General features: G+C 72.6%; 18 protein-coding genes. 13 read left to right on the top strand and 5 right to left on the bottom strand.

Going from position 1 to position 20,217, the window contains the following annotated elements:
- Window positions 1-151 precede the first annotated feature (151 nt).
- Together AB0L06_RS06190 and AB0L06_RS06185 are read left to right on the top strand one after the other, a co-directional pair.
- Window positions 152-916, top strand: a complete 765-nt coding sequence (locus tag AB0L06_RS06190; RefSeq protein WP_500229881.1) for an ABC transporter ATP-binding protein — start codon at window positions 152-154, stop codon at window positions 914-916.
- Window positions 917-921: 5 nt separating this feature from the next.
- Entirely contained in the window at window positions 922-3,432 is a 2,511-nt protein-coding gene (locus AB0L06_RS06185; protein WP_500229814.1) for an ABC transporter permease, read from the top strand.
- 198 nt (window positions 3,433-3,630) lie between these two features.
- Here the strand turns inward: AB0L06_RS06185 and AB0L06_RS06180 are convergent, their stop codons facing one another.
- Window positions 3,631-3,954, bottom strand: coding sequence for a hypothetical protein (locus AB0L06_RS06180; protein ID WP_500229813.1), 324 nt, complete (start codon window positions 3,952-3,954; stop codon window positions 3,631-3,633).
- 290 nt (window positions 3,955-4,244) lie between these two features.
- Here AB0L06_RS06180 and AB0L06_RS06175 point away from each other — a divergent pair, with 290 nt between their 5' ends.
- From AB0L06_RS06175 to AB0L06_RS06150, 6 genes are all read left to right on the top strand, one after another.
- Entirely contained in the window at window positions 4,245-5,159 is a 915-nt protein-coding gene (locus tag AB0L06_RS06175; RefSeq protein ID WP_500229812.1) for a Rossmann-like and DUF2520 domain-containing protein, read from the top strand.
- 171 nt (window positions 5,160-5,330) lie between these two features.
- Window positions 5,331-6,194 (top strand): pantoate--beta-alanine ligase, encoded by an 864-nt coding sequence (panC, locus tag AB0L06_RS06170; RefSeq protein WP_500229811.1) that lies wholly within the window; start codon window positions 5,331-5,333, stop codon window positions 6,192-6,194.
- Entirely contained in the window at window positions 6,191-6,604 is a 414-nt protein-coding gene (gene panD / locus AB0L06_RS06165) for an aspartate 1-decarboxylase (protein WP_500229810.1), read from the top strand. Before panC ends, panD begins: the two co-directional genes overlap by 4 nt.
- A 126-nt stretch (window positions 6,605-6,730) precedes the next feature.
- Window positions 6,731-8,365 (top strand): L-aspartate oxidase, encoded by a 1,635-nt coding sequence (locus AB0L06_RS06160; protein ID WP_500229809.1) that lies wholly within the window; start codon window positions 6,731-6,733, stop codon window positions 8,363-8,365.
- 13 nt (window positions 8,366-8,378) lie between these two features.
- Window positions 8,379-9,236: a carboxylating nicotinate-nucleotide diphosphorylase gene (nadC, locus tag AB0L06_RS06155; protein ID WP_500229808.1), complete on the top strand. Its 858-nt coding sequence runs from the start codon at window positions 8,379-8,381 to the stop codon at window positions 9,234-9,236.
- A gap of 14 nt (window positions 9,237-9,250) precedes the next feature.
- A complete protein-coding gene (locus AB0L06_RS06150) occupies window positions 9,251-10,042 on the top strand; it encodes a type III pantothenate kinase (RefSeq protein WP_500229807.1) in 792 nt (263 codons plus the stop codon).
- A 30-nt stretch (window positions 10,043-10,072) separates the two neighbouring features.
- Here the strand turns inward: AB0L06_RS06150 and AB0L06_RS06145 are convergent, their stop codons facing one another.
- Window positions 10,073-11,254, bottom strand: a complete 1,182-nt coding sequence (locus AB0L06_RS06145) for an MFS transporter (RefSeq protein ID WP_500229806.1) — start codon at window positions 11,252-11,254, stop codon at window positions 10,073-10,075.
- Between the two features lie 99 nt (window positions 11,255-11,353).
- Between AB0L06_RS06145 and AB0L06_RS06140 the strand changes: the two genes are divergently transcribed.
- Both AB0L06_RS06140 and lysX read left to right on the top strand, forming a co-directional pair.
- On the top strand, window positions 11,354-12,280 hold the full coding sequence (locus AB0L06_RS06140; protein ID WP_500229805.1) for a LysR family transcriptional regulator: 927 nt from the start codon (window positions 11,354-11,356) through the stop codon (window positions 12,278-12,280).
- A 95-nt stretch (window positions 12,281-12,375) separates the two neighbouring features.
- On the top strand, window positions 12,376-13,830 hold the full coding sequence (gene lysX / locus AB0L06_RS06135; RefSeq protein WP_500229880.1) for a bifunctional lysylphosphatidylglycerol synthetase/lysine--tRNA ligase LysX: 1,455 nt from the start codon (window positions 12,376-12,378) through the stop codon (window positions 13,828-13,830).
- Here lysX and AB0L06_RS06130 read toward each other — a convergent pair.
- Window positions 13,817-15,040, bottom strand: coding sequence for a cytochrome P450 (locus AB0L06_RS06130; RefSeq protein ID WP_500229804.1), 1,224 nt, complete (start codon window positions 15,038-15,040; stop codon window positions 13,817-13,819). The genes lysX and AB0L06_RS06130 overlap by 14 nt on opposite strands.
- A 118-nt stretch (window positions 15,041-15,158) precedes the next feature.
- Window positions 15,159-16,190: a LacI family DNA-binding transcriptional regulator gene (locus tag AB0L06_RS06125; RefSeq protein WP_500229803.1), complete on the bottom strand. Its 1,032-nt coding sequence runs from the start codon at window positions 16,188-16,190 to the stop codon at window positions 15,159-15,161.
- A gap of 554 nt (window positions 16,191-16,744) precedes the next feature.
- Between AB0L06_RS06125 and AB0L06_RS06120 the strand changes: the two genes are divergently transcribed.
- Window positions 16,745-16,975 carry a LuxR family transcriptional regulator gene (locus tag AB0L06_RS06120; RefSeq protein WP_500229802.1) on the top strand — a complete coding sequence of 77 codons (231 nt, stop codon included), beginning with the start codon at window positions 16,745-16,747 and terminating at the stop codon, window positions 16,973-16,975.
- Between the two features lie 213 nt (window positions 16,976-17,188).
- On the opposite strand, the gene AB0L06_RS06115 is transcribed toward AB0L06_RS06120, so the two are convergent.
- Entirely contained in the window at window positions 17,189-18,247 is a 1,059-nt protein-coding gene (locus AB0L06_RS06115) for a C40 family peptidase (RefSeq protein WP_500229801.1), read from the bottom strand.
- Between the two features lie 454 nt (window positions 18,248-18,701).
- Between AB0L06_RS06115 and AB0L06_RS06110 the strand changes: the two genes are divergently transcribed.
- Window positions 18,702-19,232 (top strand): amino-acid N-acetyltransferase, encoded by a 531-nt coding sequence (locus tag AB0L06_RS06110; protein WP_500229800.1) that lies wholly within the window; start codon window positions 18,702-18,704, stop codon window positions 19,230-19,232.
- Window positions 19,233-19,235: 3 nt separating this feature from the next.
- Window positions 19,236-20,216 (top strand): RDD family protein, encoded by a 981-nt coding sequence (locus tag AB0L06_RS06105; RefSeq protein ID WP_500229799.1) that lies wholly within the window; start codon window positions 19,236-19,238, stop codon window positions 20,214-20,216.
- Window position 20,217: the final 1 nt, after the last annotated feature.

Raw genomic sequence — 20,217 nt, 5'->3', positions numbered from 1 at the left:
ATGGGAATGTACGACTTTGGTCGTAGGCGCGGCCGTGAGCCAGCCGAAGTGCTGATCCGAACCGTGGACGCGCGGTCGATGGCACGCGGCCCGCGGCTTTCTAGCGTGGTCCTTGTCGTTGGAGACCACCGAAGGAGCCGCAGTGACCAGCATGTTCACCAACCCGCCCGCGACGCACGGACGGGCCGCCGAGCCGGCGGCGGTCGTCGCCGCCGAGGTGAGCAAGGTCTACGGCTCCGGGGACGCGGCCGTGCACGCCCTGCGCGGCGTCAGCGTCGGGTTCGCCCGCGGCGCGTTCACCGCGATCATGGGGCCGTCCGGGTCCGGCAAGTCCACGCTGATGCACTGCCTGGCCGGGCTCGACACGGTCTCGGGCGGACGGGTCACGCTGGGCGACGCCGAGTTGACCGCGATGAACGACAAGCAGCTCACGCTGCTGCGCCGCGACCGCATCGGCTTCATCTTCCAGGCGTTCAACCTGCTGCCGACGCTCACCGCCGAGCAGAACATCCTGCTGCCGCTCGAGCTCTCCGGACGCAAGCTCGACCGGGCCTGGTTCGACCAGGTCATCGACGTGGTCGGGCTGCGCGAGCGGCTCGGGCACCGGCCGAACGAGCTGTCCGGAGGCCAGCAGCAGCGCGTGGCGTGCGCCCGCGCGCTGGTCGCCCGGCCCGAGGTGATCTTCGCGGACGAGCCGACCGGCAACCTCGACTCGCGGTCCGGCGCGGAGGTGCTCGGCTTCCTGCGGGCGTCCGTCCGCGAGATGGGCCGGACGATCGTCATGGTCACCCACGACCCGGTCGCCGCGTCCTACGCCGACCGCGTGGTGTTCCTGCGGGACGGCCAGATCGTCACCGAGCTGTTCCAGCCGACCCCGGACACCGTCCTGGACCGCCTCAAGAGCCTGGGGGCCTGAGGGCGATGCTGAAGACGACACTGGCCGGGCTCGCCGCGCACAGGCTCCGGTTGCTGCTCACCGCGCTCGCGATCACCCTCGGCGTCGGGTTCATCACCGGCACGTTCGTGCTGACCGACTCGATGAAGTCCGGGGTGGACAAGACGTTCGCGACGTCCGCCGACAAGGTCGACGTGGCCGTCCTGCCGAAGGATGGCGGGGAACTGCCCGCCTCGCTGCTCGCCCGCGTGAAGGGCGTGTCCGGGGTCACGGCCGCCGAGGGCCTGGTCAAGGGCAGTGCCGCGCTGGTCGGACGGGACGGCAAGGCGGTCGGGGACATGCCGACCGTCGGGATGTCGGTGCCGTCCGGGCCTCTCCTCCGCTACGAGCTGGACGGCGGCCGCGCCCCGAACGGGCCGTCCGAGACCGTCCTCGACACCCACGTCGCCAAGCGGGAGAAGTTCAAGGTCGGCGACGCCGTCACCGTCCTGGACCACAAGAACAAGCCGCACCGGTTCACCGTCGTCGGCCTCGTCGACATGGGCATGGACCGGGATGCGGGCTCGCGGGGCGCCGTCGGCTTCGACGCCGCCACCGCGTCCGCGATGACCGGCGAGAAGACGTTCACCGAGATCGACGTGCTCGGCGGCACCCGCGAGGCGGTCGCGAGCGCGGTCGGCCCGGACAACGACGCGCTCACCGGGAAGGGCCTCGCGCAGCGGCTGTCCAAGGCCAACGGCGTGGACACCAAGATCCTCCAGACCGGCCTGCTGCTGTTCGGCATGGTCGCGATGCTGGTGTCGGCGCTGGTCATCTACAACACCTTCGCGATCCTCATCGCCCAGCGGACGCGCGAGATGGCGCTGCTGCGCTGCGTCGGCGCGACCCGCCGCCAGGTGTTCGGCGGGGTGCTGGTCGAGGCGGTCGTGGTCGGCCTGGTCGGGTCGCTGCTCGGCCTCGCCGCCGGGCTCGGGCTGGGCGCGGGCGCGCTCGGCGTGATCGGCTCGTTCGACACCGGCCTCAAGCTCGCCGGGCCGGGGCTGACCGTCCGGACCGTCCTGGTCGCGCTGCTGGTCGGCGTCGTCGTCACCGTCGTGTCCGCGCTGCTGCCGGCCCGCGCCGCCACCCGCGTCGCGCCGATCGCCGCGCTGCGCTCCGACCTCGAGCCGGGCAGCGGACGGTTCCGGCTCGGCTGGATCCGGACGATCCTGACCGCGCTGTTCGGCCTCGGCGGGGTCGGCCTGGCCGGGTACGGCGGGTTCGGCGCGGACAAGGGCGAGACCCCCATGTACATGGTCGCGCTCGGCGGGATGCTGTTCTTCCTCGCCGTCGTCGCCGCGATGCCCGCGCTGGTGCGTCCGCTCGGGCGCCTGGTCGGGGCCTTCCCGGCGAAGGCCGGCGGGGTGCCCGCGCGGCTCGCGGTCCAGAACGCGCAGCGTTCGCCGCGCCGCACCGCGACCACCACGATCGCGCTGACCATCGGGATCGGGCTGATGAGCCTGTTCTCGGTCGTCGCCGCCAGCGGCACCGCCACCACGAACGCGCAGCTCGACAAGCACTTCCCGGTGGACTTCCAGGTCGAGTCGCAGTTCGGCGGCGGCAAGTCCGCGGACGACCCGAGCCGGCGGATCCCCGCCGACCTGGTCACGAACCTGCGGGCGCTGCCGCAGCTCGGCCAGGTCACCGAGTCCCGCGAGGCCGGACGGCCGAAGTCGGGCGGATCGGGCATGACGGTCCAGACCGTCACCGCGTCCGCGTTCGGTTCGCTGATCAAGGTGGCCGCGGACGCGGGGACGGTGTCCGCGCCGAAGCCCGGCACGCTGATCGTGGACAACGAGACCGCGAAGTCGGACGGCTACCGGGTCGGGCAGACCGTCCAGATCCGGGGCGACCGGGGGAGCGCGCCGATCCGGGTCGCCGGGATCTTCCATGGGGACGTCCCGCTGCGCGGTGTGCTGCTGAACGAGGCCGACTTCGGGCGGGTCTCGGCCGTCCGGGACGCGTCGGTCGTGTGGGCGAAGGTGAAGCCCGGCGTCCAGGTGGACGACGCGCGCCGCGCCGTGGACGCGGCCACCAAGGGGTACCCGACGATCCGGGTCGGGTCCATGGCGGAGCTGCGCGACCAGTTCACCCAGGCCGTGAACACGCTGCTGATGGTGTTCGGCGGGCTGCTCGGCCTGGCCATCGTGATCGCGCTGTTCGGCATCGCCAACACGCTGTCGCTGTCGGTGGTCGAGCGCACCCGCGAGTCCGCGCTGCTGCGCGCCCTCGGTCTCACCCGCCGGCAGCTGCGCCGGATGCTGTCGGTGGAGGCCCTGGTCATGTCCGTGATCGGCGCCCTCACCGGGGTCGTCCTTGGCGTCGGGTTCGGCTGGGCCGCGACGAGCGCCATGTCCGAGAGTGCGGTGTTCGCCGTCCCGTACCTGCAGATCATCGGGTTCATCGTGCTGGCCGGGGTCGCGGGCGTCGTGGCGGCCGTCATGCCGGCCCGCCGGGCCGCGAAGGCGTCGGTCGTCGAGTCCCTCTCGGCGGGCTGACCGGCCTGAAGACGGGGAGCCCGCGCGGTCCTGGGCCGCGCGGGCTCCCCTTTTCCGCTGACACATGCGCGGAAAGCCGGCGGCCCCACCGCATCCGTGGATGCGGTGGGGCCGCCGGCGCGTCCAGGTGTCGCGGCCGGAGGAAGGGACCCCGGCCGCGGCCCTCGTCATCCCGGACGGTCGCCGGTCATGGCCGGTTCAGCGCTCGCCGTCGTAGTCGTAGTAGCCGTCGTCGTCGTCGCGGTACTCGCGCCCGGAGAAGTTGCGGTTCCCGTGGTTGCGGATGTGGTTGTTGTCGCAGGCGGTGCCGGCCTGGCCGGCGACCGACACCGTTCCGCAGGTCACCCCGTACCCACCGATCAGTATGAAGTTCACGGTGTTGTGGACGGCCTTGCCCTTGTTGCTGTTCTGCGTATGGGTGTGCGTACGCGTGTGCGTGTCGGCGTGGGCGGGCGCGGCCAGGAAGGTGGCCCCGGCGATGGTCGCGGTGACGGTCGCGGTCTTGAGGACGGTCTTGATCACGGTGGGCTCCATCTCTTCGGGGGGAGGGTGTCCTTGGACATCCGATGGGATCTGCTCGACCTGCACGTGACGGCCGTCACCTCTCCAGAGTTACGCTGCGTCCCCTGGTGGTGGCAAGGGGTGGCCGTTCCGGCCGGGGCAACTGTGGCCGGTGTGCAGGGATAGACATCACCATGGGTAGCCGTATGGTCACCATGTTGCGATGGTGCGGGGGTTCCGGACGCCTCGCGACCCACGGGTACGCTGGGTCGCGCACGTCCGGTACCTACCTCGAGGACTGGAACGAACCCATGAACGCATCTGCCCTGCCCGCCTCCGGGCTGCCCGATCCGGCGGACCGTCCGGCCCGGCTCTCGGTCGGCGTCATCGGCGCGGGACGGGTCGGCACGGCCCTCGGCGTCGCGCTCGGCCACGCCGGGCACCGCGTGGTCGCGGTGTCGGCGGTGTCCGAGGCGTCCCGCCTGCGGGCCGAGGAGCGGCTGCCCGGCGCCGAGGTCGTCGACCCGCGGGACGTGGTCGCCGCCTCCGAGCTCGTCCTGCTGACCGTCCCGGACGACGCGCTGCCCGAGCTCGCCGCCGGGCTGGCCACGACCGGGACGTCCGTCGAGGGACGCCTCGTCGCGCACACCAGCGGGCGGTACGGCGCGGCCGTCCTGAACCCGCTCACCGAGGCGGGCGCTCTGCCGCTGGCCCTGCATCCCGTGATGACCTTCACCGGACGTCCCGACGACGTGAACCGGCTCACCGGCATCTCGTTCGGCGTGACCGCGCCGGAGCCGCTGCGCCCGGTCGCCGAGGCGCTGGTCCTGGAGATGGGCGGCGAGCCCGCCTGGATCGCCGAGGAGCTCCGTCCGCTGTACCACGCGGCGCTCGCGGGCGGCGCGAACCACCTGGTCACGCTGGTCGTGGAGGCGATGGACCTGCTGCGCCGCGCCGGGGTGGACGAGCCGGGCCGGATGCTCGGGCCGCTGCTCGGCGCCGCCCTCGACAACGGGCTGCGGCTCGGCATCGACGGGCTGTCCGGGCCGGTCGCGCGCGGCGACGCCGGGACGGTCGCCGAGCACGTCGCCGAGCTGGGCCGGATCTCGCCGGAGAGCCGCAACGCCTACGTGGCGCTGGCCCGCCTCACCGCCGACCGCGCGCTGGGCGCCGGACGGCTCAAGCCCGAGGACGCCGAGCGCCTGCTCGAGGCCCTCGCAGACTGACCCGCCTCCGGGCGGACGGGGCAGGCCCCGCGCTTGGCCGCCTGGTGCGGGCGGGGAGGGCCCCGCGACCGACCGCCTCGGACGGGCGGGGGAGAGCCCTGCCGGCCGAGGACGCAGTACTGGAACGGCGTGCCGACCGCCCGAGGGCGGCGGCCGACCTGTGGAGGAATCTTGACACCGGTGATCGCGAAGACCCGCGAGGAACTGGCGGCCGTGCGGTCCGGCGTCCGGGGGACGCTGGCGCTGGTGCCGACGATGGGCGCGCTGCACGAGGGGCACCGCTCGCTGATCCGGCGCGCCCGGCGGGAGGCCGACGCCGTGGCGGTGTCGATCTTCGTGAACCCGCTGCAGTTCGGGCCGGGCGAGGATCTCGACCGCTACCCGCGCACCTTCGCCGCCGACATCGAGGCGTGCGCGGCCGAGGGCGTGGACATCGTGTTCGCGCCGACGCCCGAGGTCATGTACCCGCGCGAGCCGGTGGTGACGATCGAGCCCGGCGCGATGGGCCGGATCGTGGAGGGCGAGTCCCGGCCCGGGCACTTCGCCGGAATGCTCACGGTCGTCGCGAAGTTGTTGAATCTGACGCGTCCGGACGTCGCGGTCTTCGGGGAGAAGGACGCCCAGCAGCTCGCGATGATCCGCCGGATGGTCGCCGACCTGGACCTTCCGGTCGAGATCATCGGCGCGCCGACCGTCCGGGAGCCGGACGGGCTGGCGCTGTCCAGCCGCAACCGCTACCTCGCCGAGGACGAGCGGGCCACGGCGCTCGCGCTGTCCCGGGCCCTCCGGGCGGGCGCGGACGCGGTCGCCGAGGGGCCGTCCGCGGTGCGCGACGCGGCCCGCGCGGTCCTTTCCGCGGCGGGGGCGGCCGAGCCCCCGCTGGAGCTCGACTACCTGGTGCTCGTCGATCCCGCGACGTTCACCGAGGTGGCGGGCGGCCATGACGGCCCGGCGGTGCTCGCCGTGGCGGGCCGGGTGGGGGCCACCCACCTGATCGACAACGTCCCCCTGGAGTTCGGCAAGGAGTCGCGATGATCCGGACGATGTTCAAGAGCAAGATCCACCGTGCCACGGTGACCCAGGCCGACCTGCACTACGTCGGCTCCCTGACCGTGGACGCCGACCTGCTGGACGCCGCCGACCTGCTCCCGGGCGAGAAGGTGGACGTGGTGGACATCGACAACGGCGCGCGGCTGTCCACGTACCTGATCGCGGGCGAGCGCGGCTCCGGCGTGATCGGCATCAACGGCGCGGCGGCCCGGCTCGTCCAGACCGGCGACATGGTGATCATCATCAGCTACGCGCAGCTGACCGACGCCGAGGCGCGCGCGTTCACCCCGACCGTGGTGCACGTGGACGCCCGGAACGCGATCGTCGCGCTCGGTGACGACCCGGCCGAGCCGGTCCCCGGAACCGACCAGCTCCGCCCCGCGCACTCCCTCTGACCTGGATTCTCCCGGACGCCGTCACCCACTCGGGTGGCGGCGTCCGGCGTTTGTGGGGCGTCTCACAGCGCCATCTCCCGGGGTTAGTGTCAGAATGACGAAAACTTGCCTCCCCGAGGAGGGCACATGATCCCCCGACCGCTCACCGCCCCCGCGCCCGGCTGGACCCGGACCGCCGACACCGTCGTCATCGGCTCCGGCATCGCCGGGCTCGTCGCCGCGCTCCGCTGCCACGAGCGCGGACAGCGCGTCCTGCTGGTCACCAAGGCGCTCCTGGACGCGGGCTCCACCCGCTGGGCGCAGGGCGGGATCGCCGCCGCGCTCGACCCCGCCGACACCCCCGGGGAGCACCTGGCCGACACGCTCGTCGCCGGTGCCGGGGTGTGCGACGAGAACGCCGTCCGGGTGCTGGTCACCGAGGGCCCGGCGGCCGTCCGGCGGCTCGCGGACCTGGGCACGGCGTTCGACCGGGACGCGTCCGGGGAGCTCGAACTCGGCCGCGAGGGAGGCCACCACCGGCGGCGCGTCGCGCACGCGGGCGGCGACGCGACCGGCGCGGAGATCAGCCGCGCGCTGCGCGCCGCGCTCAAGGAGCACCAGATCGAGGCGATCGAGAACGCCCTGGTCCTCGACCTGATCAAGGACGCCGAAGGACGCGCCGCCGGGGTCACCCTGCACGTCATGGGGGAGGGCTCGCCGAGCGGCGTCGGGGCCGTCCGGGCGCGGGCGGTCGTGCTCGCGACGGGCGGGCTCGGCCAGGTGTACTCGGCCACGACCAACCCCGAGGTGTCCACGGGCGACGGCGTGGCGCTGGCGCTGCGCGCCGGGGCCGAGGTCGCCGACCTGGAGTTCGTCCAGTTCCACCCGACGCCGCTGTGGCTCGGCGAGGACGCGCGCGGACGGCTGCCGCTGATCTCCGAGGCCGTCCGGGGCGAGGGCGCGCACCTGATCGACCACGACGGCGTCCGCTTCATGGTCGGACGGCACGAGCTGGCCGAACTCGCCCCGCGCGACGTCGTCGCCAAGGGGATCATGAACCGGATGCACGAGACCGGCGCGTCCCACATGCTGCTGGACGGCCGTCACTTCGGCGCCGAGATGTGGGAGCGCCGCTTCCCGACGATCCTCGCGACCTGCCGCCACCACGGGATCGACCCGGTGACCGAGCCGATCCCGGTCGCGCCGTCCGCGCACTACGCGAGCGGCGGCGTCCGCACCGACCTGTTCGGCCGGACGACCGTCTCTGGCCTGTACGCGTGCGGCGAGGTCGCCCGGACGGGCGTCCACGGCGCGAACCGCCTGGCATCGAACTCCCTGCTGGAAGGCCTGGTCTACGCCGAGCGCATCGCCGCCGCCATCAGCGACGACGCCCCTGAGCCGGGCGAAGCGGTCGCGCCCGAGGCCGTCCAGCCCGTCCAGCCGGTCCAGCCCGTCCAGCCCGGACGGGACGTCCGGAGCGAGATCCAGCAGATCATGACCACCCACGCCGGAGTCCTGCGCACCGCCGATGGCCTGGCCACCGCCGACCGTGAGCTCGCCGCCCTCGCCGAGGCGCTCGGCGAGCCCGGTGTCGCCGGCTGGGAGGCCGCCAACCTGCACACGGTCGCGAGCGCGATCGTGGCCGCCGCCAGGCTCCGCGAGGAGACCCGCGGCAGCCATTGGCGCGACGACTTCCCCGATCGGGACGACACCCACTGGCGGGGGCGACTGGTGACGCGCCTGACCTGGGATGGGACCCTGCAGACCGAGTTCGAGCGCTGAGGAGGAACCGAGGATGGAAGCGGAACTCGCCGACCGCCTGCGGGCGGCCGACCTGGACCCCGAGGCCGTCGAACGGCTGGTGCGGACGGCCCTTTCCGAGGACGGCCCGGTCGACGTGACCAGCACGCCGATCTTCGGCCCGGACGAGCGGTCCACCGGCGACTTCACCGCCCGCGAGGACGGCGTGGTCGCCGGGATCCCGGTCGCCGAGGTCGTGTTCGACCTGCTCGGCATCGACGCCGAGGCCAAGGCGTCCGACGGCGACCGGGTGACGAGGGGGCAGGTGCTGATCTCGGTCTCCGGGCCGACCAGGGCCGTCCTGCGGGCCGAGCGGATCGCGCTGAACCTGCTCACCCACCTGTCCGGCATCGCGACCGCGACGCGTGCCTGGGCGGACGCGATCGAGGGCACCAACGCGCGCGTCCGGGACACCCGCAAGACGCTGCCGGGGCTGCGGGCCGTCCAGAAGTACGCGGTGCGCTGCGGCGGCGGCGTGAACCACCGGATGGGCCTGTCCGACTCGGCGCTCGTCAAGGACAACCACATCGCCGCGGCCGGTTCGGTGACCAAGGCGTACGAGGCGATCCGCGCGGCCTACCCCGCCCTCCACATCCAGGTGGAGTGCGACACGCTGGACCAGGTCCGCGAGGCCGTCGAGGTCGGCGCGACGTCCCTCCTGCTCGACAACATGGACCAGGACACGATGTTCGAGGCCGTCCGGCTCGTGGACGGCCGGGCCGAGCTGGAGGCGTCCGGCGGGCTGACCTTGGACGGGGCCCGAGATGCCGCCGTGACTGGCGTCGACTACCTTGCGGTGGGTGCGCTGACGCATTCGGCGCGCGTGTTCGACATCGGCCTTGACTTCTCCTGATCAGCGGGGACCTGATGCTGCTCACCATCGACGTCGGTAACACCCAGACCGTCCTCGGCCTGTTCGAGGGCGAGGAGGTCATCGAGCACTGGCGGATCAACACCGACCCGCGCCGCACCGCGGACGAGATCGCCGTGGTGCTCCAGGGGCTCGTCCAGCAGAGCCCGCTGCTCGCCGACACCGACATCAGCGGCATCGCGCTGTGCTCCACGGTGCCGTCCGTTCTGCACGAGATGCGTGAGATGTGCCGCCGGTACTACGGCGACGTCCCGGCGGTGATCGTGGAGCCCGGCGTGAAGACCGGCGTCCCCGTCCGGATGGACAACCCGAAGGAGGTCGGGGCCGACCGCATCGTGAACTCGCTCGCCGCCGTGCACATGCACGGCGGCCCGGCGGTCGTGGTCGACTTCGGGACGGCCACGACGTTCGACGCGGTGTCCGCCAAGGGCGAGTACGTCGGCGGCGCGATCGCCCCCGGCATCGAGATCTCCATCGACGCGCTCTCGGTGCGCGGCGCGCAGCTGCACAAGATCGAGCTGCAGCGTCCGCGCAACGTGATCGCCAAGAACACCGTCGAGGCGCTCCAGTCCGGCCTGATCTACGGCTTCGCCGGCCAGGTGGACGGCATCGTCGACCGGATGTCGGCGGAACTGGCCGACGACCCGGACGAGGTGACCGTCATCGCCACCGGCGGCCTCGCCCCGCTCGTCCTGGACGAGGCCCGCACGATCGACCACCACGAGCCCTGGCTGACCCTCGTCGGCCTCCGGCTCATCTACGAGCGCAACGTCGGCACCATCGGCTAGACCGGGGCCCCTGGGGAGACCTGGATCCGGTTAGACCCGGATCCAGATCCAGGCCAGGGAGAGCGCGGCGAGCGCCGCGCCCGTCCCGAGCAGGGCCGTCATCGGGGCCAGGGCGGTCAGCGCGGTGACGAGCACCGGCGTGAACATGCCGGCGTAGACGAGGGCGTAGACGATCGCGGTCAGCCGGGCGAGTTCGCCCGGCGCCGCGATCCGCGCCGCCTCGCCCAGGCTGTAGGTGAGGACGAACCCGTACGCCGCCCCCAGCAGCGCGGCCGCGACGGCGTTCAGCACCGGCATTCCGGACGCGAGGGTCAGCACGGCGACCACCAGCCCCGCGGTCGTCAGCCCGAGCCCGGTCCGCGCGACCAGCCGGGGATGCCGGGCCTCCAGCCGCCGCGCGAACGGCTGCGCCACCATGCCCGCCCCGAGCGTGAGCGCCGTGATCAGCCCCGCGTACGCGATCCGCAGGTGATGGACGGGCACCTCGGTCGGCAACACCGTGAACGCGTTCACAGGCGCCGCGAACGACCAGATCGCCACCGGTGCCACCGCCGCCCAGAACTCACCCCAAGGGGTGGCCCGGTGCGCCGCGTGCCCCGCAGGCGCCGCTCCGGACGCCTCGGGACGATCCGCCTCAGGCGCCCGGAAGAGCAGCGGCACGGCGATCGCCATGATCAGCAGGTGCGGCAGGTACGCGGTCAGCAGCGGATGAGGCAGCCACTGCGCGACCAGCGCGGACGCCAGCGGACCCGCGCCGAACCCCGCCGAGACCGCCAGGGCGGTGATGCGGGTGCCCGAGCGCGGCGCCAGCTCCTTGACCCAGGCCGTCCCGGCGGCGAGCACGGCCCCGGTGACCAGGCCCGCGGCGAGCCGTCCGGCGTACAGCAGCGACGGGGCGCCCGCGCCCGCCATCAGGACGGCCGTGACCAGCGCGGACATCGAGACGAACGGCAGCATCAGCCGTCGCCGCCCGTACCGGTCGGACGCCGGCCCGCCCAGGGCCAGGCCGGGGACGAGACCGAGGCCGTAGATCGCGAACATCGTGCGCGTCTCACCGCTGCCCAGGTGCAGCCGGTCGGCGTACAGCCCGAGCAGGGACGCGAACTGGTTGGCGCCCCAGCCGACCCCGAACAACGCCAGCGCCACCGGACCCCAGGCGGAGAGGCGTTCGGTGGAGGCGGACGGGGCGCGGGGCAAGGTGACAGTGGCCATGACGTCCGGTTTACGCACCGCACCCCGGCATCCGGAAAACGCTTCACGAATCGTGAACCGGACGAGGAGCGTCCGCTCCGTCCCGCTACCTTGGGGTCTGTGGAACTCCGTCACCTCGCCTCGTTCCTCGCGGTGGTCGAGGAGGGGCAGTTCGCCCGCGCGGCGGCCCGGCTGTTCCTGTCGCCCCCGGCCGTGACCGGGCACGTCCGGCAGCTGGAGAAGGAGCTCGGCGTCCCGCTGCTGGAACGGTCCCCGCTGCGGCTGACCGACGCGGGCGAGCGGCTCGTCCCGCACGCGCGCGCCGCGCTCGCGGCCGCCAACGCCGCCGCCGACGCGGTCGCGGACCTCCGCGACGACGCCCCGCCCACGGGCCTGCGCGTCGGGATCATGGTCCACGGCTCGGCCGAGCTGACCCCGGCGATCCTGCGCGCGTTCCGCCGCGCCCGGCCCGAGACCCCCGTCACCGTGGTCAGCCTCGACTTCACCGATCATGTCGCGGCGCTGGTCGAAGGCCGGGTGGACGTGGCGTTCCTGCGTCCCCCGCCGGACGACGAGCGCATCGTGTCCGACCCGATGACCACCGAGCCGCGGATCATCACCGTCCCCGAGCGCAGCCCCCTTGCCGACGCCGAGGCCCTGCGTGTGGCGGACGTCATCGACCAGCCGTTCCTCGGCCTCCCGGACGGCGTGTCCCGCGCCTTCGCCGACTACCTCTACTTCTCCGCCGGACGCAACGGGGAGCCGCCGCGGCTCAACCCCGAGGGCGTCCGCACCCCGCAGGACGTCCTGACCGGCACCGCCGCCGGACGCGGCCTCAGCTCCGGCCTCTACTCCTTCGTCCGCTTCTACAGCTGGCCGGGTGTCCGGTTCGTCCCACTCCTGGACGCGCCGTGGGAGCACAGCGTCCTCGCCGCCCGCCGGGACGACACGCGCCTGGAGGTCCGGGCGTTCCGCTCCCTGGCCGTCGCCCTGGCCCGCGATCTCGGCCCCGCCCTCGTCCCTCCGCCCGCCCTTCCGCGCCCCTGAGACGCCGCTGGGCGGGAATCGATTCCCGCCCAGCGGCGGCGGGTCGGTAGCCTTGGGCCGTGAGTGACGAGACCTACGACGACCTGCCCGAGCAGATGCGGGTGCGCCGGGAGAAGCTCGACCGGCTCCGCGAGTCCGGCGTCGACCCGTACCCGGTGACCTACCCCCGCACGGCGACCATCGCCGAGGTCCGCGCGAAACACCCCGATCTGGAACCCGGCACCGAGACCGGCGAGACGGTGGGCGTGGCCGGCCGCGTCATGCTCGTCCGCAACAGCGGCAAGCTGTGCTTCGCCACCATCCGGGACGGCTCCGGCGACGTCCAGGTGATGGTGTCGCTCGCCAACGTCGGCGAGGAGCGGCTGGAGTTCTGGAAGCGCGAGGTCGACCTCGGCGACCACATCGGGGTGACCGGCGAGGTCATCACGTCCCGGCGCGGCGAGCTGTCGATCATGGCGGGCTCGTTCGAGATCACCGCCAAGTGCCTGCGCCCGCTGCCGGAGAAGCACGCCGGGCTCACCGACCCCGAGGCGCGGGTCCGGATGCGGTACGTCGACCTGATCGTCAACGACGAGGCCCGCGAGATGGCCCGGCTGCGCAGCCGCACCGTGCGCGCCGTCCGGGACTTCTGGCACGAGGAGGGCTACCTCGAGGTCGAGACGCCCATGCTCCAGCCGATCCACGGCGGGGCGGCGGCGCGGCCGTTCAAGACCCACATCAACGCCTACGACATGGAGCTGTACCTCCGGATCGCGATCGAGCTGTACCTCAAGCGGCTCGCCGTCGGGGGCATCGAGAAGGTCTTCGAGGTCAGCCGGAACTTCCGGAACGAGGGCGCCGACTCCACGCACAACCCCGAGTTCACGATGCTCGAGGCGTACGGCGCCTACCTCGACTACAACGACATGGCCGACCTCACCCAGCGGATGTACCAGAAGGCCGTCGTCGCGGCCCTCGGCACGACCGTGGTGCGGCACGGCGACGTCGAGGTCGACCTCGGCCTCGCGGAGTGGCCGCGGATCACGCTGTTCGGCTCGGTGTCGGAGCGGGTCGGCGAGGAGATCACCCCGCACACCCCGATCGAGGCCGTCCGCAAGATCGCCGAGGCGCACGGCATCAAGCCGGACGCCAAGTGGGGCCAGGGCAGGCTCGTCCAGGAGCTCTTCGAGGAGCTCATCGAGCACACCCTGATCCAGCCGACGTTCGTCATGGACTACCCGGTCGAGACCTCGCCGCTCACCCGGCAGCACCGGAACGAGCCGCTGCTCACCGAGAAGTGGGACCTCATCGGGTTCGGCACCGAGCTCGGCACCGCCTACTCCGAGCTGATCGACCCGGTCGAGCAGCGCCGCCGCCTCACCGAGCAGTCCCTGCTGGCCGCCGGCGGCGACGCCGAGGCCATGCAGCTCGACGAGGACTTCCTGCGCGCGCTGGAGTACGCGATGCCGCCGACCGGCGGGATGGGCGCCGGCATCGACCGGATGATCATGGCGTTCACCGGCAAGGGGATCCGGGACACCATCCTGTTCCCCCTGGTCAAGCCCGAATAGTGAGAGATAGTTCGGCGAGTCCGCGCAGCACGATGTTGTCCCGGTAGGACGGCTCGTCGAGAGCGCCGCCCGCCGGGACGACGTCGCGCGCGAACAGCTCGCGCAGCGCGACCCCGCCCTCCAGCCGGGCGAGGGGAGCGCCGAGGCAGTAGTGGATGCCGAGGCCGAACGCCAGATGGCGTGCGGTCTCGGCATTCGCGTACCGGGTGAGGTCCAGTTCGTCCGGGTGTTCCGGGAACGCCGCCGGGTCGCGGTTCGCCGCGCCGGTCAGCAGCAGGACGAGTTCGCCCTTGCGGATCGGCGTCCCGGCGAGTTCGACGTCCTCCAGCGCCGCCCGGACGGTGAACTGGACGGGCGGGTCGTACCGGAGCAGCTCCTCGACGGCGACCGCCGTCCCGTCCGGATGCTCCCGGAACCAGGCGAGCTGTTCCGGGTTCCGCAGCAGCGCCAGCGCGCCGTTCCCGATCAGGTTCACGGTCGTCTCGTGGCCCGCGACCAGCAGCAGGACGCACGTCGCCAGCAGCTCGGCCTCGGTCAGCGCCTCCCCGTCGTGGGACGCCGTCAGTGCGCTGAGCAGGTCGTCGCGCGGCTCGTCGCGGCGGCGCGCGGCCAGGTCGCGGAAGTACACGCCGAACTCCTCGCGCGCCTCCTCCCGCCTGGCCAGATCGTCCGGCGGGAGCAGGAAGTCGGGGTCGAGTCCGCGCGCCAGGGCGTCCGACCAGCCGCGGAACCGCTCCCGGTCCTCCGCCGGGACGCCCAGCAGCTCACTGATGATGATCACCGGCAGCGGGTGGGCGAGGTCCGCGACCAGATCGAAGGGCCGTCCGGCGGTGCCGGTGAGCAGGCCGTCCACGATCTCCTCGACGCGCGGCCGGAGCCGCTCGACCAGCCGCGGGGTGAACGCGCGCCCGACCAGCCGCCGGAGCCGGGTGTGGTCGGGCGGGTCCATGGTGAGGAACGAGCGCCGCGCCCCGGCCGAACGCCGCCACCCGCCGTCCGGGCCGTCCGGCCGGTGCCCGAACCGGTGGTCCCGCAGGACGCTCTCACAGAGCCCGTAGGACGCCGTGACCCACAGCCCGGCCTCCGTGCGCGTCAGCGTCCCCGCCTCCGCCGTCCGCCGGTACGCGGCGTACGGGTCGGCGCGGAACGCCGGATCGGACGGATCGAACCCCAGAATCGCCCGCGCCCCGGGCACACCGGTCGTCGCCATGCGTCCAGCCACGCAGACCGAACAGCATTCTGTCAATGGCCGCACGCGGCGAACGAGGGTGGCGAACCCAAGGGAGCGGCAGGGGGCGGAGGGCGGGGCGGCGGGGTCGGCTCGGAGATCAGGCGGAGTCGCGGAGGATGAGTTCGGGGGTCAGGACGAGCTGGCGGTGGGTGTGGGCGGCGCCCTCCGCGGTCTCGGCGAGCGCCAGCTCCGCGGCGGCGCGGCCGAGTTCCCGGCGCGGCTGCCGGACGGTCGTGAGCGGCACCGCGGCAGACGCGGCGAGCTCGATGTCGTCGTAACCGATCACGGCGATGTCGTCCGGGACCCGGACGCCGAGCCGGATCAGCTCGTTGATCAGGCCGATGGCGAGCAGGTCGTTGGCGCAGAACACGGCGTCCGGCACCTCGGGAAGCCCGAGCAGCAGGCGCGCGGCGGCCTGCCCCTCGGTCGGGGTCAGCGCGTCCATCGTGAACAGCGGGAGCGTTCCGGCGCCCGCGCCCGCGATCGTGCGCGCCGCGCCCTTGCGGCGGTCGACCACCGGAACCGGCTCCGGGCGTCCGCTGACGAACGCGATCCTGCGGCGGCCGAGCGCGAGCAGCCGGTCCGCCGCGACGGCGCCGCCCGCGACATGGTCCACGCGCGCCGAGCAGACGCCGGGACGGGCGTGGTCGAGCAGCACGACCGACATCCCGGCGGCGCGCAGCCGCTCGACGCCGGCGTCGTCCAACCCGACCGGGATCACCAGGACGCCCTCGGTGCGCTGCGCGGCAAGCAGGTCGAGGCCGCGCCGCTCCTTGGCGGGGTCGTGGTCACTGGACAGCCACAGCACGTCGCGGCCGGCCTTGTTCAGCGCGCGCTCGGCGCCGCGCGCGACATCGGAGGCGTAGGGATTGGTGAGGTCCTCGACGAGGACCCCGTAGGCGGGAGCACGGGAGGGCGGGGCTTCGGCGGGGGGCTCGGGATGCGCCGCGGGCCCCTGCCGGAGCCGTCGCGCGGACTCGTTGCGGACGAAGCCGAGCTCCTTGATCGCCGCGCGGACGCGGTCACGGGTAGCTTCGGCCACCAAGTCTGGCCGGTTTAGGACATTCGAAACGGTCCCAACTGAGACCCCGGCACGCCTCGCAACCTCCCGGATACTGGTCTGTGGCAACTCACTCCTCGTCCGCCCCGGAACTGTTTCCGCAGGTCATGAGGTATGCCGCGGATCACTTCCGAACGGGCCGTCACTCGCAGAGTCCATACAAGCACACAGCGTGCGCAATCGGCGCTTGACGGGCCGGATCCGGCCGCCTAGCGTTCCGAGCCGAAGCGTAGCTTGAAACGATTCACGATCTTCACCCTAACGGGGGTCGTCGGATCGGGCGAGAAAGGGTGGGTTGGATGGCTGGCGATCATGACCCGTCCCGGACGTGGCGCGCACCGCCGCGTCGGCCCCGTCCGCGGCCGTGCGGTCGAATCCTCCGCGCCGGTCGGCGCGCCGGTGTTCGGACGCTCAACGACTGAATCGTGACCCGGAGTTCCCCCGTCCCGCGACCCGTTCTCGCAGGCGGCCACCTCCGGCCAAGCACGCCGAACCACGAATCGATGATCTGGTCCGGAGCGATCCGGACCCCGGCAACCCGACGCGTAGACATCGGCCTACCCGTGCCTGTGCAGCAGGCGGCTGCATCCCCGCGGTCATCACCTCGAACGAGGGAGGACGGAGTGGAACAGGCCACACTCGTACGTCGTGGCACCGACGAACTGCGGCTGAACGAGGAGGAGATCAAGCTTCTCGCCCAGATCGCCAGCGGTGTCACCGCTGATGTGGCGGCACGCAAACTGGAACTGAGCGCACGGACACTGCGCCGCCGGCTGCGGACCATCTGCGACCGGCTCGAGGTCAACACCCCTATCGAGGCCGTGGTGTGGGCGGCCCGAAGGCAGTTGATCTGACTCTGACCGACCAGGCCGGGAGGTACGGCCCGTCCCAGCGGACGACGCTGCGGGCGACGCCGCACCGATGGCGTCCCGGCCGAACCGACGAGCGCCCCGTCCGTCCCCGTGGCGGCGACGTCCCGTCGAGGCAGTGATGCTCCCCTGCCCCGGGCGTCGCCGCAGGACGCGGCTCGTCGGGAAACGGCGCGTCGGGACGGCCCCCGCCCGGTCTCAGCGGGCGATGCGGACGGCCCCGGCGAACGGACGTCCGGCCAGGTCGTCGATCTTGACGACGTCGCCGGTGTGCGGAGCGTGCAGGATCTTCCCGGCGCCGACGTACATCCCGATGTGGTGCAGGTCGGGATAGAAGAAGACCAGGTCGCCGGGACGCAGCTGGTCGCGGGAGACGTGCGGGCCCGCGTTCCACTGGTCGCCGGTGTAGTGCGGCAGGTTCACGCCGAGCTGCTCGAAGGCCCACATGACCAGGCCGGAGCAGTCGAAGCTGGACGGCCCCGACGCGCCCCACACGTACGGGTCGCCGATCTTGGTCATCGCGAGCCGGAGCGCCCGGGCGCCGACGTCGTCGCCGACGACCGGCAGCTTCGCGACCGATCCCGGGTCGTGCTTCACGAGCCGCCCGCGGATCCTCTCGTACGCGGTGGAGACCTTCGTGCGCTGCGCGTCCACCTGCCCGCGCAGGGCGGTCACCTCCTGCGCGCGCTCCTGCGCGGCCTTGAACGCGCGGTCGGCCGCCTGCATCGTCTGGAGGAGGCTGACGAACCGCGTGCTGCTCTGGGTGGCGAAGTACCGCAGGGTCGCGGCCCGGTCGAGGACCTGCTGCGGGTTCTTCGAGACGACGAACGACACGGCCGGGTCGGTCCCGCCGCCCTGCATGTAGGTCGCCGCCGCCAGGCGGCTGATCCGGGTGCGGAGGGTCGCGAGGGTCGCGTTCTGCTGCCGCGAGTTCGCCGTCGCCGCCTTGGCGGCCGTCTGCGTCTCCCTCAGCTTCACCCTGAGCCCGTTGTACTGCTCGGTGAGCCGCTCTAACTGATCGGCGAGCCGGAGCGCCTGCGAGGTGAGTTCTTTGTCGCCGGACGGCTTGGAGTCGGCGTGCGCGGCGAGGCCCGGCGGAGCGGCGCTCAGCGCGACGGCCAGGCCGGTCGCGGCGGCTGCGCGGCGAGTGGCGGCATGCCGGTACGCGGCCCGGCGGGTGGCGGCCTCCCGGCCTCCGGCCCGGCGGGTTCCGGTCCGGTGCGCGTGTGGAAATGAAGCAGGGCGCGATGGCTCCACGAAATCTCCTCTCCTCGTCCGCCTACCGGGTTAGCTGTCGGGTTCGGGCAGGAGCAGCCCGTCGGCCTGTTCGCGTGGCGCGGCCACCGCGGGTGCGGTGAACGCGGACGTTCGGCGGATTCACCCCGGACGGCGACCGGCGCGGCCATGCCGCGGTGTCGTCGAAGGCGGGTCCCCGGCTCCCGGACGGCAGGCTGCGGTCCGAGCACTCGGCGGATCGGGTCGGCTACGGTCCGAAACCCGATTCAGAGCCGGACACTAACGGAGCGGGAAGGGGATGCCAACCAGAACATGCGAAAAGCCGGGCAGGCCGCCGTCCTTCTGGTGAAGTGCCTGGTACATCCCCGCGCCGGGCAGTGTTCTGTCACCCCGGCCACGCCGGAGGGCGTCCGCCGGCCCATGCCGCCGCCCGGCACCGCGTCCACCCCGCCGAGTCCGATAGCGTCGCCTGCTTGTGGAAGTGGTGATCAGGCGGGCCCGCACGCCCGACGTCGAGGAGATCGCCCGGCTGATCGGCGGTCACGCCGGTCCCGGGCCGCGCATGCTGCGCAAGACGACGGTCTCGCTGTACGAGGACGTCCAGGAGTTCTGGGTCGCCCAGGACCTTCAGGCCGCCGGGCCGGACGGGCACGCGCCGATCATCGGCTGCGGCGGCCTCCATGTGATGTGGGAGGACCTCGCCGAGGTCCGTTCGGTCGCCGTCGCCGAGGGGCACGGCGGCCGCGGAGTCGGGCACCGGATCGTGACCCGGCTGCTGGAGACCGCGCGCGAGCTCGGCGTCCGCCGCGTGTTCTGCCTGACGTTCGAGGTGGAGTTCTTCGCCCGCCACGGATTCCGCCCGATTCTCGGAACCCCCGTGTCCCACGAGGTCTACGAGGAACTGCTGCGCTCCTACGACGAAGGCGTGGCCGAGTTCTTGGACCTCGACCGGGTGAAGCCCAATACGTTGGGAAACACCCGGATGCTGCTCCGCCTGGAGGATTGACCCATGAGTGACTTCCCCCGCCGGGGACGGCACGACCAGCCGTCCCATGGTGACCCCTCGTACGGTTCGCCGCCGCAACAGCAACAGTGGCAGCAGCCGTCCCACCAGCCCGCGCCGCAGCAGTGGCAGCAGCAGCCCGACCAATGGGACGGGCACCCGCAGCCGAGGACCCAGCAATGGGAACGCGGCGGGCAGCCGTCCTGGAACGAGGGCGCCGCGAACCAGACGACCGACTACGCCGCCAACGAGTACACCGGCAACGAGTACGCGGCCAACGACTACGCCGCCAACGAGTACACCGCCTCCGGGTACGAGTCGTCCGGCCATCAATACGAGGAGGCGGCGCCCCCCGAACTCGTCCACGCGCCGATCCTGCGCCGCGCGGGCGCGCGAATCATCGACAACATCATCGTGTCGGCATTCGGTTTCGCGCTCGTCCTGCCGGTCACCCTCGCCGCCACGGGCGCCGGCGGGTCGAGCAAGAAGACCGCGAACGAGGGCGGGATCTGGAATTGGCCGATCTTCATCACCCTCTTCGCGGTGATGGCGGTCCTTCCGTTCGTCTACGAGGCCGTCCAGTTGTCGATGTGGGGCCGGACGCTCGGGAAGCGCTGGCTCGGGATCGGCGTCGTCCGCGCGCAGCCCTTGGGCGAACCGCTCAGCAGCGCCCACGCGGTCTGGCGCGCGGCCGTCAACAACATCGGCTACCAGATCGGCGTCTTCTTCTTTCTCATCCTCGCGGTGAAGGTCTGGGACTACGCGTTCACCGGCGAACTGCTCGTCGTGGGCGGCATGCTGATGGCCTATCTGTGGGCCATCTGGGACGAGCCGCTGCACCAGGCCATGCATGACCGGCTCGCCGGAACCGTCGTCATCGACGAACGAGCGGGATACGGGGACGCGGGTTATGAGCAGGGCTACGACCAGGGATATGGATCGTCCTACGAAAGCGGCCAGTCAGGCCGTGGTGGTTACGAGGGTTAGG

Origin of the sequence: Spirillospora sp. NPDC052269 (assembly GCF_040679435.1) — a bacterium.
GTDB lineage: Bacteria > Actinomycetota > Actinomycetes > Streptosporangiales > Streptosporangiaceae > Spirillospora.
The sequence above is the reverse complement of the archived record's forward strand: the minus strand, read 5'-3'. Positions and strand labels throughout refer to the sequence as shown.

Bases quoted from the DNA above. Each gene is read 5' to 3' on its own strand.
- AB0L06_RS06150 (WP_500229807.1), top strand. From the start codon at position 9,251: ATGCTGCTCACCATCGACGTCGGTAACACCCAGACCGTCCTCGGCCTG.
- nadC (WP_500229808.1), top strand. From the start codon at position 8,379: ATGGAAGCGGAACTCGCCGACCGCCTGCGGGCGGCCGACCTGGACCCC.
- panD (WP_500229810.1), top strand. From the start codon at position 6,191: ATGATCCGGACGATGTTCAAGAGCAAGATCCACCGTGCCACGGTGACC.
- AB0L06_RS06160 (WP_500229809.1), top strand. From the start codon at position 6,731: ATGATCCCCCGACCGCTCACCGCCCCCGCGCCCGGCTGGACCCGGACC.
- AB0L06_RS06175 (WP_500229812.1), top strand. From the start codon at position 4,245: ATGAACGCATCTGCCCTGCCCGCCTCCGGGCTGCCCGATCCGGCGGAC.
- lysX (WP_500229880.1), top strand. From the start codon at position 12,376: ATGCGGGTGCGCCGGGAGAAGCTCGACCGGCTCCGCGAGTCCGGCGTC.
- AB0L06_RS06190 (WP_500229881.1), top strand. From the start codon at position 152: ATGTTCACCAACCCGCCCGCGACGCACGGACGGGCCGCCGAGCCGGCG.
- AB0L06_RS06185 (WP_500229814.1), top strand. From the start codon at position 922: ATGCTGAAGACGACACTGGCCGGGCTCGCCGCGCACAGGCTCCGGTTG.
- AB0L06_RS06105 (WP_500229799.1), top strand. From the start codon at position 19,236: ATGAGTGACTTCCCCCGCCGGGGACGGCACGACCAGCCGTCCCATGGT.
- AB0L06_RS06145 (WP_500229806.1), bottom strand. From the start codon at position 11,254: ATGGCCACTGTCACCTTGCCCCGCGCCCCGTCCGCCTCCACCGAACGC.
- AB0L06_RS06130 (WP_500229804.1), bottom strand. From the start codon at position 15,040: ATGGCGACGACCGGTGTGCCCGGGGCGCGGGCGATTCTGGGGTTCGAT.